Consider the following 14,743-nt stretch of genomic DNA (forward strand, 5'->3'; position numbering starts at 1 on the left):
ACGCAGTTCCTAAAGAAGAAGGAACTGCGTTTTTCTGTGTCCATCCCCAGGATCTTTTTCAATGAAAATAAGTGAAAATGTATCGGAAAAGAATACATCAGATAGTAAATGGATGGAGCTACTGATATAATGAAATCAATTGGAGATGCATAAATATAATACAGGAAGAGAACCGGCTTCAATGACCCGTATGCTTCCTGTTGTGGCGGAGTGAAGGATACGATGTATATTGCAAGACAGCCGATTTTTAAAGTAAATATGGATGTGTACGGATATGAGCTTCTTTTCCGCGCGAAAAAAGAGTCTCTGGCTTATGATGGGCTCTCTTCCTCCGCTGCTACAGCCAGTGTGATTTCGGGTCTTATGGAAGAGGGGTTTTCCACCATTGTGGACAATAAAAGAGCATTCATCAATTTCAATGAAGAGCTCCTCATTTCCGATGTGGTGGAACTTATCCATAAGGATACCCTTGTCATTGAGATTCTAGAAACAGTACAAGTGAGTGAACCCGTCAAAAACAGGATGCGGGAGCTGAAGAAGGCCGGGTATGAGATTGCCCTGGATGATTTTCAGGACGACTACAAAGGGTATCCACTGAATGACTATGCGAAAATCATTAAATTTGATCTCATCCGGACACCCTTGGAGACCATTCGGGAAAGCGTCCGGGACGCTCTTTCTGAAGGCAAGATTCTACTGGCAGAAAAAGTGGAGACAGAAGCGGAGTTTCTTCTGGCCAAGTCCATGGGGTTCAAACTTTTTCAAGGTTTTTTCTTTTCCAGACCCACCATTGTAGGAAACAATAATGCAGTGAGAACCAGCACCCGGAATCAGTATTTGCGGATATTCAAAGAACTTCGAAAAGAAGAACCCTCTTTTCAGGTGCTGGCTGAAATCATCGAGAAGGATGTGGCTCTTTCTTATAAACTCCTTCGGGTCATCCGGGAAAAATCCCAAGGTGATCTGGTGTATTCGATTAAAAAAGCCTTGAGCTACATGGGGCTGAAAGAACTGGACCGTTGGATCAGAATCCTCATGATTCAGGACCTGGGGTCAGAAAAGCCCAAGGAGCTTGTCTATGTATCTCTCATCCGGTCAAAACTGGCAGAGGAGATTGCCGTAGCCACCCACCTGAAAAATGCCAGACACGAGGCGTCCATGATGGGGCTTTTCAGCACACTGGATGCACTCCTGGATATGGATATGGAGGAGGCGCTAAGAGGGGTAAATCTATCCCCTAGGATTTCCGAGGCGCTCATTCATTCCCAAGGAGAGCTTTCTGTGATCCGAGAGATCATCGAATCTCAAGAAAGAGGGGATTGGCAGAAACTGGATCTTCTGGCCACGGTATTGAACGTAAGTGAGGAAGATGTGTATGGATATTACATGAAGGCGGTGCGGTGGGCAAAGGAAGTCATGGAGCTTTTATATGATTGAGGAGGGTGTTATGCGAAAAAGCAGGAATGTGCTGGTTGGTTCATTGACGGTCCTTGGCCTTCTTGTTGTGATCTTCAGTATCATGGCAATGAAGCTTCAGCTGGACCGGCCAGTGGTTTTTCACCAGTACACAGAACTGCCTCTGTTTCCGCAGGACCAGGGCATAAAAGGCCAGTACTTCACCCTGGATCTTCTCCAGAACCGACAGGACCAGAGAAAACTTCTCTATCTCAGCTTTCCGGAAAAAGAAGAGGTTCAGGCAGAGCTCATAGAACCATGGAACTCCGGATTCTGGAGCTTTGACGGTACAGAAGAGATGGGGGAAGGCATTGGACCCTATCGAAGGACCACCTATGAATTCAATCTCTTTCTGGAATCCGCACTGGAGGACGAAGAGCTTCTTACAAAAGTAAAACTTCACTTCAATGATGACAGCGTGCTGGAAACAGACCTTGGTAAACTGGTTCTTTTTCCAGCAGAGGAGAGTGAAGAGGATCCTGTTGGCATATTCAGCAGTTCCAGCAGCAGCGACCGGGAGCAAAGTCGTGAAGGCAGAACCAATAGAGAGGTGCAGATTCTTGGCGCATCCTCGCTTCTTCTGGAGGAAGCAAAGAGTAGTTTTCATCTCAGTGTCAATGGGGCAGAACTGGCAGAAGATATGGATCTTCGGATAAACACAGGAGAAGTAGTGCACTTCACTGCTGAAGGTCTGGGAATATCTGGTTCTGAAAGGTATGCCAGTTTCCGTTTTTCCCCAAGATTCCGATACAAGGACACCACCTTGGAAGAAAAATTCTTCCGCCTGGAGATGGTCTATGAAAGACTGCTGAACTTAGAAGCTATAGACCTCATACGCTATCTGATAAAAAGGGGGGAGATCTAGATGGGTGAAGCTTATCGTAAAATCTTCTGGGGGATCCTGATCCTCACGTTTCATATCAATCTGGGGCCTTTTCAGATCCTGCCGAACTTTGTAGGGTACTTTCTCATGGCAAGTGCCAGCGCCATGCTTTTTGACCGGTATGGTTTCATACTCTTTCAGAAGGGAAAGCACATCGCTGGGGTATTAGGTGTGCTCAGCCTGGTGGAGAGCCTGTTCTTTTTCATGGGAGGGTCTGTTTTTGCGCCATTCTCCTCATTTGGCCCCCTTCTATTCGGCGTTTTGGAGCTGCTTTTCTTCTATCATGTTCTGGGAGGCTATGCTCTTTCCCTGGAAATGAATGGAGACAAGGAAGAGAGAGAACAAAAACTTCGCCTTCAGAGAAGAGTAACTGTCCTGCTGGCGGTTCAGGCAGGTCTGTACTTTGTATTTTCCGTTTTGTATCTCACATCCATCATGGCCTTTGTGCTTCTCTTTTCCATACTCGTGAGACTCTATCTTACGAGCATTTTTGCACAGCTGCGTAGAGAAGAGGATGGGAGAAGTCTGGAAGAACACAGTACGGGATCTGAATCTGCCGATACCAACTAAAGATGAAACAACAAGGAAGTATACAAAAGAAAGGAGATCATATGAGAGAGAAACTGAAAAACCGATTTGCTATACAAGAAGAGGGAGAGGGGGAAGACATCCTCTTGTTTCTCCATGGATTCGCATCGAACCAGAAGACCTGGCAGTGGATCAAAGACTCCTTCAAAAAGGACTATAAACTGGTGTTTCTGGATTTGGCCGGATGCGGCGATTCGGATTACACGGGATATGATGTGAAAAAATATGCCACACTGCATGGATATGTAGAAGATCTTTTGGAAATTCTGAAGGCATTCGACTATAAGAACGTCACCATCGTGGGACATTCTGTGGGAGGACTCATTGGGCTTCTTCTTTCAAAGGCCGCAGAAGGCCGGGTGAAGAAAGTATTCATGATTGGAGCCTCTCCACGGTACAAAAATGACATCCCCGATTATTTTGGCGGATTTACAGAAGAAGAAATCTACCAGGTGCTGGATCTTATGGAAGAGAACTTCCTAGGATGGGCAAGCTATATTTCAAGGGCAGCACTGCCGGAATCAGAAGGGCCAGAGCATACCGCTTATGTGGAAGAGAACTTTAAAGCGTCCCATCCAAAGTACACCTATCATTTTTTGAAAGTCACGCTTCTTCTGGACCACCGGGAGGAACTTCTGGATGTGCCTTGTGAGATCATCATTCTCCAGTGTGCCAAAGACAGCTTTGTGCCCATGGAAGTAGCGGAGTACATGCACCGGCAGATTGCGGGCAGCACGCTTCATCTTCTTTCGGCCAGAGGACACTATCCTCATATCAGCCATCCGGAGGAAACTGCAGAAGCCATACTGAAGTATTTGTAAGAGAGGTTTGAATGGAAACGAAACAACGATGGAATCAAGCGGTTTGCGGCATTTTAACACTGAACAGCAAATCTGAAATACTGTCTTTGAACCAGTCCCTCTTAGCTCTTCTGGGGTATGAAAAAGAGGAAGAACTGCGGGGCCGGGAGTTTGAACTGCTCCTTGGCACCAGTGCCCAGTTTTATTATTATTCTATCCTTTATCCGAAGATCCAGATGGAAGGGCTCTGTCAGGAAATCTATCTCAGCCTTCGGAAGAAGGATGGACAAACGGTGCCCGTGATGTTCAATGCCAAGAGATTCTATCTGGAGGATGAAGCCGTCATAGACTGCATCATTCTTCCCATGGAAACCAGGCAGGAGTATCTGAAAGAAATTAAGACCATCAACAAAAAGCTGGAAACCGCACTGGAAGAAAAGATACTTCTTCATGAAGAGCTTTTGAAAAAACAGGAAGAGCTGGAAGAAATGTACAGAACCCTTCAGGTGGTCTCCAGGCAGGATCCTCTCACAGGGATCCTGAACCGCCGGGCTTTCATGGAGGAGATTCATCTGACGCTCCAGAGCGCTCAGATGAAACCACTGATGTTATCAGCCTGTATAATGGATCTGGATTTCTTTAAGGCGGTCAATGATCAACATGGACACCACAAAGGAGATGTGGTGCTGTGCTCTTTCTCGGAGCACCTGACATCGTTCTTTGGCGATACTCATGTGGTGGCGCGATTTGGTGGAGAAGAATTCATTCTTCTTCTGAAGTCCTTATCGAAAGAAGAGGCCATCATTCAAATGGAAGCCTTCCGCTCTGCCATGGCGGGAAGAACCTATGGCGGGCTGAAGATCACAGCAAGCTTCGGGGTATCCACCAGGACAGAAGGGGAAGACGCTGACAAGCTCATTGTGAAGGCAGATGTGGCCTTATATGAGGCGAAAAGAAGAGGAAGAGACTGTGTGGTGCACTTTCTCGATATGAAACAAAATCAGTAGGACTCTGGGGGAAACTCCAGAGTTTTAAATTGCATCCAATGAATAATGATTATCACATTATAACCGCTATTTTAAAATTGATTTCATAAATATTACAAAGCAAATCATGAATACTGTTAAAGAATTTCATAATTTTTAAAAGTTCAGCAAAAAAGAGTTCTGTTAAAAGAATAATTCCAACTAGTCCACTATGCTTTGAAAAATACACCCGTGACCACTTATTGACATAATTATGACAAAAGTGTACATTATTATTGTTAGCTAAGGTAAACTTTTGGAACACAATAACAAACAAAGGATGGGAGAAGATGCATCTAACAGAATCGTCAGAAATGTATTTGGCTACCATCATGATTTTAGAGAAAGAACTGGGACATGTGCGGGTAGTGGACGTAGCAGAAGAGCTCGAAGTCACAAAGCCCAGTGTCACCAAAGCCATGAATCATTTAATGAAAGAAGGATATATCCACAAAGAGCTCTATGGAAATATTACTTTGACACCGGAAGGCATTGCAGTTGCCACAGAAGTGGTGAAGAAGAGAGCCATGATTGTCTCCTATCTTGAGAGATCCCTAGGACTTTCCCACGATGAAGCAGTCAAAAATGCCTGCAGGATGGAGCATGTTATATCAGAAGAGATGCTGCGGTCAATCAAGGTGTACCTGCAGGAAGAGAAGCACCAAGTCAGTAAGAACTAGGAGGAATGGAAATGGAAATGGCTTTTGTACATAAATTGTTCAGCCGCAAGACAACCGCCGGAAAGGAACAGGCTTTTCAGGAGAACAACCTCACCTTTGCCAAAAGAAATGAGTCTTATCGGATCCTAGGGGTTCATACAAAGGATCAGGGCATGAAGGATTTTCTTTTCACACTGGGCTGTTATGAAGGAGAAGAAATCACCGTCATCTCCATTCTGTCTGACAATTACATCATACATGTCAAGGGTGCAAGATATAGCATTGACAAGGAACTGGCCAGAGCGATTTTAATCTAAAAAAATCGCTTCTGTCGCCAGAAATTTTCAGTATAATTGTTAGCCTAGGCTAACAATTGGAATCGTATTCTAGAGATACATCGGGAGGAAATCATGAGAATAGCACTAGCGGGAAATCCAAACAGTGGAAAAACCACTTTATTTAATGCCATCACGGGTCAGGTTGAACATGTGGGCAATTGGCCAGGGGTCACCGTGGCGAAAAAAGAAGGAAATGTAAAGAAAGAACTCTACCAGGGCGAGGAGACGCTTCGGGTGGTGGATCTTCCAGGAGCGTACTCCATTTCTCCGTTCACTTCAGAGGAAAGCATCACGTCTTCCTTTGTGAAGAATGACAATCTGGATGCCATCATCAACATCATCGATGCCACCAACATCAGCCGAAGCCTTCTCTTCACCACGCAGCTTCTGGAGCTTGGGATTCCTGTTGTCATAGCGCTGAACAAGAGAGATCTTTTAAGAAGAAAAGGGATTTCCATTGATACGAAGAAGCTTTCAGAGAAACTGCACTGTGTGGTCATTGAAACAGCCTCCATCCGTAAAGAAGGACTGAAGGAGCTTCTAAAAGCCTGCGCTTCTTTAAAAGGGAAAGATCAGAAGGCTCCTTTTGAACACGTAGAAGAGTTCACAAAAATTCCCGAAGACCACTATGAGGAAAAAGAAAAACTGCGTTTCCAGCTGGTGGAGTCTTTGGTTCATGAAGTGGAAATCAGAAAAGTAGAAAGTGAGAAAGAAAACCTTTCAGACCGCATTGACCGCATTGTCGCCCATAAGTATCTGGGTATTCCTGTCTTTGCGTTGGTGATGTTTCTGGTGTTTCATCTGTCCCAGAGCACCGTTGGTCCATTTCTTGCAGACATCTTCACCGGATGGATGGATCAGCTCTATGGCGCCGTGGAAGGTATTCTGGGAGACAGTGTTTCTCCTCTTCTCAGCGCGCTGCTTCTGGACGGCATCATCGGCGGTGTTGGCGCAGTGGTAGGGTTTTTGCCACTGATCATGGTGCTCTTCTTCCTTTTGGCAATTCTCGATGACTGCGGATATCTTTCCAGAGTGGCAGTGGTCATGGACCGCTATCTGAAAAAAGTGGGTCTTTCTGGAAAATCCATCATCCCCATGGTCATCGGAACCGGATGCGCCATCCCGGGCATCATGGCTACCCGAACCATCAAAGATGAACGTCAGAGAAGAACCACAGCAATGCTTACTCCCTTTATGCCCTGTGGCGCGAAGCTGCCTGTCATAGCGCTTTTTTCCGGAGTTTTCTTTAAAAATGCCGGATGGGTGGGTACCTCCATGTATTTTGTGGCGATTATTATCATCGTCTTAGGCGCACTCATCATCAAGAAGATCACTGGTGAAAGCCAAAATACTTCTTACTTTATCATGGAGCTGCCGGAATACAGACTCCCCAGCATTAAGAGAGCGCTGATCTCCATGATGAATCAGGGAAAAGCCTTTGTCATCAGAGCGGCCACCATCATTCTTCTTTGTAATGCTGCCATCCACATCATGCAGACTTTCAACTGGAATTTCCAGATGGTGGAAGAGGGAATGGCAAGCACCAGTATCCTGGCTTCCATCGCAAAGCCCTTTGCCTTCCTACTGATTCCACTGGGATTTGGTGCATGGCAGCTGGCTGCTGCCGCCATCACGGGCTTCATTGCCAAAGAGAATGTGGTAGGCACCCTGGCAGTGGTATACGGCATCACCAATTTCATCAATACAGAAGAGCTGGTTTTGGTCTCTGGGGCCAACGATGTGGCGTCCATCATGGGACTCACCACCGTCAGCGCTCTGGCGTATCTTGTGTTTAATCTTTTCACGCCACCTTGTTTCGCTGCCATCGGCGCCATGAATGCGGAGATGGAGAGTAAGAAATGGCTTCTGGCCGGTGTTTCCTTCCAGCTGAGTATGGGGTATACCTTGGCATTTCTGGTGTACCAGATTGGAACACTTCTCACCACGGGATCCTTTGGTGAAGGGTTCCTTGTAGGACTCCTGGCCGTGCTTGCCATAGTTTCCTACATCGTCTATCTGATGTTTCGGAAAAAAGAAGGATCTTTAGAAGAACCTGTAAAGGAGCTGGCTTAAATGGGAGATTTTATCGTACTGGGCATCATCCTGACCATTGTGTTTTTGGCTGGATTTAAAGTATATAAAGATAAGAAGAACGGCATTAAGTGCTCTGGATGCGCGCACGCAAAATCCTGCGCTTCTGAAAGCTGTGACAGCAATACCTCATCCAAAAGCAAGATGATTATTTTATAAGTAAAGTAAAACCACTTCTCCCTTAATAAAAGGAAGAGAAGTGTTTTTTTTTCCTCAGTTGTGAGAAAATAAAGGAAATTTGTGTTTTCAAAGGAGAAGGGATATGGTGATCAGAAAGTATGCGGATAGCAGGGACTTTAAGAAGCTCCTGGGGCTATTTATAACCGAGGAGCTTATCAAGGGGGACCTGAGAAAGAAAAGCACAAAAGAAAAGCTGAGACAATCCCTGAACAAGTCTGTCACCTATGTGGCGTATGAGGAGGAAGACCTCGTCGGAATTGTAAGGGGGCTGGAGGATCTGCCCTTTGAGCCTTTGGTGAGAGACGTGTATGTGAAGCCTCTATACCGGAGAAAGGGCATCGGGAAAAGCCTGCTTTATTGCCTCTTTGAGCGCCTCAGCTGCGACAGGATAGAGGTGAGCTCTTCGCATGTATCCTTTGCGTCACAGATGGGTTTGATTCTTGAAGTAGGTGCTTATTATGTAAGGCGGCCGGAAGAACCCACCACGTATCTTCTTCAGGATAAAACAGAGAGAAAACAGAGAAGGAAAAAAAGAAAAACCAGGCAAGTGCATGGAGGGGAACTTTATGAAGAAGAACTCTTCGGATCCGATGACTTCCACTATATGATCATGGGATACACCAGTGGAGGCGCTTCCTTCGGCATCACCTGGGAAGAGGCTTATGAGGATGGGCTCATAGAGGAGGAAGGGGAATCCTTCGAAAGAAAGAGAGACGAAAAAGTGCATCTTTCTGATTCTTATGAGGAAGATGAGCTCCCTTTCTAGAAGGCACTTTTTAATCTGGTAGAATTCTGTTCTCTACGAAAATTCAAAGGCGTATTTTTCTTGTAAACGATGGAACCTTAGGATAAACTGATAATATTTGGAAGAGAGAAGTAACAAAAGAATTAAAGGGTGTTGTGATGTTGAAAAATAAGTATCCGCTCATCATGGTGTTGGCTTCCATGGTCATTGCTGCGTCTGTGATGTTTGTTCATTTATATTCCCACGAGAAAACGAAAGAAATCTATCTGGGAGAAACGGAGAAAGTGATCCTGATGCTGAAAAAAGACTTTCTCAGTGATACGGTGAATAACCTCATCATGGAGATCGACAGCCTCAGAGAAGAGAAAGAAGCGGCCTATCAGCTGAACACTGATGCAAGGCAAAGACGATTTGTCGAAGAGTATTATGTTTCTGAGGAGGAGTTTGCTGCCTTTTATGAAACGAGATTTCGGGGAGACCAGAATCAGGATCTTTGGACAGCGGTTCTCATCAACGAGGATACAAACGAGCTTCTCTATGCCTCAGATCACTTAAAAGGGGACACACCCATTCAAGTGGTAAAGGAGCTGGAAGAGACGCTCCTAAGCAAAGGAGAAGTCAGAAAAGGCAGTCTCAGAGGAATCTTTGGGGTGAGCAAAACCTATGTGGAGAATCAGGTGAAGGAAGAAGTGGCGGCCTCCATCCGAAACCGCAGATTCTCCAACGATTCTTACATCTGGGTCAATGAGGTGTTAAACTACGAGGGTGGAGACCGGTATGCCATCCGCAGAGTCCACCCGAATCTTCCTGAAACGGAAGGGACCTATCTTTCCACCCATGCGGAGGATCTCGCGGGCAATCGGCCCTATGAAGAGGAGCTTCAAGGCGTGAAAGAAAACGGGGAGCATTTTTTCAGTTACTACTTCAAGAAGCTGAATTCTGATGATATTGCTGAAAAGATCACCTATGCGAAGCTTTATCCGGACTTTGACTGGATCATCGCCATGGGCGTCCATGTGGATGAAGTGCATGCCTATACCGAAAAAGTCACTGGAGACATTGAAGGCCTCACCAGTGAGAGTGCTTTTCAAATCCTCGCGATCCTTCTTGTGATCCTTCTCAGTGGGCTCTTTTTCATACAGGTTCTTGGGAAAGCCAGGATGATAGAGAATCAGAGGACTCTTTTGAATGAGGTGAGCCGGGATGTGCTCACGGGTGCGGAAACCAGAAGAAGGGGGACGAAGAATCTGGAGAAGCTCTTTCAGGAGCATAAGAGGTCTCCGGGAAGCACCGCGGTGATGATGGTGGATATTGACCGGTTCAAGAACATCAATGATACATACGGTCATGATGTGGGGGATGAGGTGCTGAAGAAGGTCACCATGGCCATCCATCACATGATCCGAAATACAGATCATCTCATCCGCTGGGGCGGAGATGAGTTTGTTGGGGTCTTTCCAGGCATGAAAGAAGAGTATCTGAGAGAGTTTGGGGAGAAGATCAGCGTAGAAGTGGAGAAGCTCCACATTGAGTCTGCAGGAAAGCCGCTGAAAGTGACGTTGTCCATGGGATTCACCATGTTCAGAGCCATGGACGGCAGCTATGAAGATGCCTTGAAAAGAGCGGATCTTGCCCTCTATGAGTCCAAAAATCTTGGGCGGAACCAAGTGTCTGTTCTCTAGCATAAGATAAAGGAAGTCCGGTGTCAGAAGCATCGGATTTTTTTATTTCTCGGAATCAGCCACAAGAGCTTAAAAGACGTAGCATTTCACCGATAGTAACTGATAAGGTTAGAAGTTTATGAATGGAAGAAAACCAAAGAAGAGGAGAGCGTAAATGTTTGGAAAAAAGAAAAAAGAAAAAGAATCTGTTTCAATTCCTTCAGAATCTGTGACAGAAATACTGAGTAAAGAATCCGATGAAAGTACCAGATGCATCTCAGAGATGCTGAAAGAAGTCAATGATCTTCTTCAGTATATGACCAGGCTCGATTATGTCCGGGAAATGATCCTGGATGCGGAGCGTCAGGCGGACCTCTTAGGCAATGTGTCTGCCAGCAGTGAGGAAATGAGCGCAGCCACGGAAGATATTTCCAATTATGTGGAAATATCCAGCACCAACATGAAAAAGGCCATGGAAGAGACCGACATAGCGTTGAGACGGGTGGAAAATACTTTTACAAGCATTGAAAAGAACATGGAAGAAATCCATGGAGTGAAAAGCATCATGGTAGAGGTGACGAAGGAAACGGTGAAGATCAATGAGCTGGTCAGTGTCATCAAGTCCGTGGCAGACCAGACGAATCTTCTTTCCCTCAATGCCTCCATTGAAGCGGCCAGAGCGGGGGAGAACGGCAGAGGTTTCGCTGTGGTGGCGGACGAGATCAAAAAACTTGCGCAAAGCACAAAAGAGCAGGTGGACATCATCAGAGGCATCGTAGAGAGCCTCAATGGAAAAATACAGGAAGCGTCTTCCGAGATAGATCGGGTAGTGGGAAACTTTCAAGGAGCAAAGTCTTCTATTGATGCAGCAACAGACGGAATTTTTCAGATCGGAGGCATCATGGAAAGCATTGGTGCCAGCTTCATGTCCATATCTGCCAATGTGGAAGAGCAGACAGCAACGGCAGAGGAGATCACTGCCAATATTCTGGAAGTTCATGAGAAGGCTGCGGTACTGAAGGACAAAACGCATCATACCGGACAGTCCTTCTATGACATTTCTGTGAGGATTGATGCGCTGAGGATGAAAGCACTGTCTTTTGAAGGCAATGCGGACAGGTCTGTGATGCTGGATCTCACCATCACAGACCATCTTCTCTGGAAGTGGAAGGTATATAATATGATTCTTGGCTATGTGAAGCTGGATGAAGCATCTGTAGGAGACCATACCACCTGCAGACTTGGCAAGTGGCTTGGCACCCAGAATCTTTCTAACTCTTCCTTCAGTGCTCTTTTTAAGAAAATGGAAGGGCCCCATAAAGAGCTCCACAGCCAGGCTGGAAAAGTCATCTCCCTGTATAACCGTGGTCAAGTGGAAGAGGCCATTGCGATTCTGCCTGCCATAGAAGCCAACTCTCTCAAAGTGGTAGAGTGCTTGGAGAATTTAAAAAGAAAAGGAAAATAAGAGATAAAAAAAACGTTTTGGCTCCGGAATGGTTCCGGTGGCTAAAACGTTTTTTAGTCCTTAATCTCTTTAAACAGCTCGTAAGCTTTTTTTCTGGCTTCTTCCAGTACCGATTCTCCAAGGGGGGTGCTTGTGTAATACTTCCTGATCTTACCCTCCACATTCCGTTCTTCCATGAGGAGCAGACCAGACTTTTCCATGGAATGAAGAAGGGGGTACAGCGTGCCTGGACTGATGTCATACCCGTGGTGATGAAGCTCCTCCATCATCCAAGTGCCGTAGATGGGTTCTTCTTTGGCGTGATGCAGGATATGGATCTGCATGAATCCCAGCAGATATTTTCTCATGATTTTTTGTTGCATTCTGGTCCTCCTTTGTTTATAATTATCAATAACGAAACCCGATATCGAATATTGAATTCATCATATCACTTTTGGCTGTAGGGTTCAAGAGTTTTTCGGCTGTCAAGTGAAGTTTTGTTAAATTGAAGTGAAAATTGGAGGGAAATCCATGAGTGAACTGATAAATAAAAAAGAAAAAGTATCCTACCGGACCTTTCTATGGGATGTGTTTCTCTGCTCTCTAGGTGCCTATGGAGGTCCTGAAGCCCATTATGGAGTCTTCACGGATCAGATGATCAATAAAAAACATTATATTACGGAGGAGGAACTGGTGGAGCTCATTGCGCTCACTGGTATTCTTCCTGGTCCCAGCAGCACCCAGACCATCGTGGCCATCGGCCATAAAATGGGTGGACCTAAACTTGCCCTTCTCACCATGCTGGTCTGGTCTGTGCCAGTGGTGATGCTCATGATTGCCCTGTCTTTTCTCAGTCAGATTTTAGGGGCTTTTTCCCTATCTGAAGAGGGGTTCCGGTATATCGGCCCCATGGCTGTGGCATTCATTGTCATGGCCGCCTACAAGATTGGGCGAAAAGTGGCCAAGGACTCTTTTACCGTGACACTTCTCATTTTTGGTGCCGTGGCCACCTATCTTGTGAGAGAGCCCTTTATTTATCCAACGGTGCTGATTTTAGGCGGGGTTCTCAGTGTGGCGACTTCAAAAGAGAAAGATGTCTGGAACCGGGTAAAACTCAGTCCTCCTTGGAAGTACCTCATCGCCTTTTTTGTGTTTGCCGGAGGCGCTCTGCTTTTCAGCGCCTTATTTGACCATGTGCTTCTGGATATTTTTGAAAGCTTTTACCGGTACGGGTATCTGGTCATCGGTGGAGGACAGGTGGTGGTGCCTCTTATGTACAGTGAACTGGTGGAATTGAAGAGCTATATGACCAGTCAGGAGTTTCTCACAGGATTTGGCCTGGTGCAGGGCCTTCCTGGACCCATGTTCAGTTTCAGCGCCTATGCTGGAGGCATGGCTGCCCGAGGCGGCAGTGCTCTTTTCCAAGTGATGGGGGGCCTTCTTGGTGCCGTGGGCATCTTTCTTCCTGGACTGCTGCTCATCTTTTTTGTCATTCCGGTATGGGAAAAGCTGAAGAGCATTCGAGGAATCAAGATCTCCTTAAGAGGCGTCACAGCGGTGGCGGGCGGTCTCATTTTAACAGCGGCAGTGCTTCTCATGATGAAAAGCGGATTTACTCTCGATAATTTCCTTGTCATGGGCGGAACGCTGCTCCTTCTTTTGTGGAAGAAAATACCAGCACCTCTGATTGTTCTTGGAGTCATTCTCCTGGGATTCCTGACTTAATGGTACTCATACGAATGAAAAGGACAGAGCTCAGTGCTCTGTCCTTTTCAGCAGTTCATGACAAGATCAGTCTTCGGGGATGCAAGGAACATTTTCCTCGTGCTTGGGATTCTTCTCCACCAGCTGGATGGCTCTTACGAGCGCTTGGGTGATGTCGGACTGAAACTGGTGATCCAGCTCCTTCATCTTGGTGAAAAGGAGACCTTTTCCTGTTCGTGTGTAATAGGGTTTCAGATTGTTCAGCGCAATGGCCTGAACATCCAGCTGACAGCAGCCACAGGCAGCAATATGCTCATGGTGTTCCAGAAGTCCTTTCAGATGGCTTTCCACTAAAACTTCCATATGGTTTTTCAGCATTTGAATCCTTCCTTTCACAGTTATGCGTCAGCGCACAGAGCCATTCTTTTCGTGAAGTGTGCTTTGAATCTATAGGAGTTTATCGCTATCCATAACATATCATTTTATTAGAGATATCACAACAAAAACTTGTTCATAGGAAGAAATAAATAGATAATTCTTGAGTATTTCTGAAAGAGCACTTAACAAAAGATAATTGAAGTCGATAGTATGGAGTGATGATACTGATTGAAAGGGATTTGGGTGGACGCTTTTCATACGTGCGGCATTGAATGGAAAGGCTGTTCTCCTTGGTGTGATAAATGGAGCACAAGGAAGACTTGTATTTTTTACTGAAGCTCGTGGGGGATGCCATAGAGAGCAGAGCCAACAAAAGGCTCAAACATTTTGATATGACCCTGACCCAAGGGAGGATCCTCTCTTTTCTTTATGAAAGGTCTGGGGAGAAGGTAGCCCAGAAAGATCTGGAGGAATATTTCCAGGTGTCCCATGCCACCATTGCTGGTATTTTAAAGAGGCTGGAACTCAAAGGATATATCCGATGTGAAACAGACACGTTGGATAAAAGAATGAAGCTGGTCTCATTGGAGCCGGAATATAAGTCGAAATCCTTAAAAGCCGCTGCACTCCAAAAAGAGATTGAAGAGACCCTCACCCGTGGAATCGAAGAGCTGAAGGTGAATGAAGTGAGATCCCTTCTTCAGCAGATGCTTGTAAATTTAGAGACCTGACTTTTCTAAAAAGTCAGGTCTTTCCATTTCTTCCATAATAGAAGGAGAAGGCTGAAGACAC

16 protein-coding genes are annotated in these 14,743 nt (G+C 45.7%); 14 read left to right on the plus strand and 2 right to left on the minus strand.

Annotated features, from left to right (window positions below; translation table 11 throughout):
• The first annotated feature begins 222 nt into the window (after positions 1–222).
• The 12 genes from T487_RS0114545 (at position 223) to T487_RS0114600 (ending at position 11,890) form a co-directional block, all read left to right on the plus strand.
• A complete protein-coding gene (locus tag T487_RS0114545) occupies positions 223–1,437 on the plus strand; it encodes an EAL and HDOD domain-containing protein (RefSeq protein ID WP_031577862.1) in 1,215 nt (404 codons plus the stop codon).
• A gap of 10 nt (positions 1,438–1,447) precedes the next feature.
• Positions 1,448–2,320, plus strand: a complete 873-nt coding sequence (locus T487_RS0114550; protein WP_031577863.1) for a hypothetical protein — start codon at positions 1,448–1,450, stop codon at positions 2,318–2,320.
• Positions 2,321–2,908, plus strand: coding sequence for a hypothetical protein (locus T487_RS0114555; RefSeq protein WP_031577864.1), 588 nt, complete (start codon positions 2,321–2,323; stop codon positions 2,906–2,908).
• Between the two features lie 41 nt (positions 2,909–2,949).
• Positions 2,950–3,747, plus strand: coding sequence for an alpha/beta fold hydrolase (locus tag T487_RS0114560; RefSeq protein WP_031577865.1), 798 nt, complete (start codon positions 2,950–2,952; stop codon positions 3,745–3,747).
• An 11-nt stretch (positions 3,748–3,758) separates the two neighbouring features.
• Positions 3,759–4,733 carry a sensor domain-containing diguanylate cyclase gene (locus T487_RS0114565; protein WP_031577866.1) on the plus strand — a complete coding sequence of 325 codons (975 nt, stop codon included), beginning with the start codon at positions 3,759–3,761 and terminating at the stop codon, positions 4,731–4,733.
• 308 nt (positions 4,734–5,041) lie between these two features.
• Complete coding sequence (locus tag T487_RS0114570) at positions 5,042–5,431, plus strand: metal-dependent transcriptional regulator (RefSeq protein ID WP_031577867.1); 390 nt, start codon at positions 5,042–5,044, stop codon at positions 5,429–5,431.
• A gap of 11 nt (positions 5,432–5,442) precedes the next feature.
• On the plus strand, positions 5,443–5,727 hold the full coding sequence (locus T487_RS0114575) for a FeoA family protein (protein WP_242848072.1): 285 nt from the start codon (positions 5,443–5,445) through the stop codon (positions 5,725–5,727).
• Positions 5,728–5,820: 93 nt separating this feature from the next.
• Positions 5,821–7,821 carry a ferrous iron transporter B gene (gene feoB, locus T487_RS0114580; protein WP_031577869.1) on the plus strand — a complete coding sequence of 667 codons (2,001 nt, stop codon included), beginning with the start codon at positions 5,821–5,823 and terminating at the stop codon, positions 7,819–7,821.
• Complete coding sequence (locus tag T487_RS16330; protein WP_081827671.1) at positions 7,822–7,998, plus strand: FeoB-associated Cys-rich membrane protein; 177 nt, start codon at positions 7,822–7,824, stop codon at positions 7,996–7,998. It begins immediately after the preceding gene.
• Between the two features lie 103 nt (positions 7,999–8,101).
• Positions 8,102–8,785: a GNAT family N-acetyltransferase gene (locus T487_RS0114590; RefSeq protein ID WP_031577870.1), complete on the plus strand. Its 684-nt coding sequence runs from the start codon at positions 8,102–8,104 to the stop codon at positions 8,783–8,785.
• A gap of 137 nt (positions 8,786–8,922) precedes the next feature.
• Positions 8,923–10,446 (plus strand): diguanylate cyclase domain-containing protein, encoded by a 1,524-nt coding sequence (locus T487_RS0114595; protein ID WP_051651755.1) that lies wholly within the window; start codon positions 8,923–8,925, stop codon positions 10,444–10,446.
• 154 nt (positions 10,447–10,600) lie between these two features.
• A complete protein-coding gene (locus T487_RS0114600) occupies positions 10,601–11,890 on the plus strand; it encodes a methyl-accepting chemotaxis protein (RefSeq protein ID WP_031577872.1) in 1,290 nt (429 codons plus the stop codon).
• Positions 11,891–11,943: 53 nt separating this feature from the next.
• Here the strand turns inward: T487_RS0114600 and T487_RS0114605 are convergent, their stop codons facing one another.
• Positions 11,944–12,252: a PadR family transcriptional regulator gene (locus tag T487_RS0114605; protein WP_031577873.1), complete on the minus strand. Its 309-nt coding sequence runs from the start codon at positions 12,250–12,252 to the stop codon at positions 11,944–11,946.
• A gap of 148 nt (positions 12,253–12,400) precedes the next feature.
• Here T487_RS0114605 and chrA point away from each other — a divergent pair, with 148 nt between their 5' ends.
• Positions 12,401–13,594 carry a chromate efflux transporter gene (gene chrA / locus T487_RS0114610; protein WP_031577874.1) on the plus strand — a complete coding sequence of 398 codons (1,194 nt, stop codon included), beginning with the start codon at positions 12,401–12,403 and terminating at the stop codon, positions 13,592–13,594.
• A gap of 66 nt (positions 13,595–13,660) precedes the next feature.
• Here chrA and T487_RS0114615 read toward each other — a convergent pair whose 3' ends face one another.
• Positions 13,661–13,936 (minus strand): late competence development ComFB family protein, encoded by a 276-nt coding sequence (locus T487_RS0114615; protein WP_162178268.1) that lies wholly within the window; start codon positions 13,934–13,936, stop codon positions 13,661–13,663.
• A 317-nt stretch (positions 13,937–14,253) separates the two neighbouring features.
• On the opposite strand from T487_RS0114615, the gene T487_RS0114620 reads away from it, so the two are divergent.
• Entirely contained in the window at positions 14,254–14,682 is a 429-nt protein-coding gene (locus tag T487_RS0114620; RefSeq protein ID WP_031577876.1) for a MarR family winged helix-turn-helix transcriptional regulator, read from the plus strand.
• Positions 14,683–14,743: the final 61 nt, after the last annotated feature.

Origin of the sequence: Proteiniclasticum ruminis DSM 24773, from assembly GCF_000701905.1 — a bacterium.
GTDB classification, from domain to species: domain Bacteria; phylum Bacillota; class Clostridia; order Clostridiales; family Clostridiaceae; genus Proteiniclasticum; species Proteiniclasticum ruminis.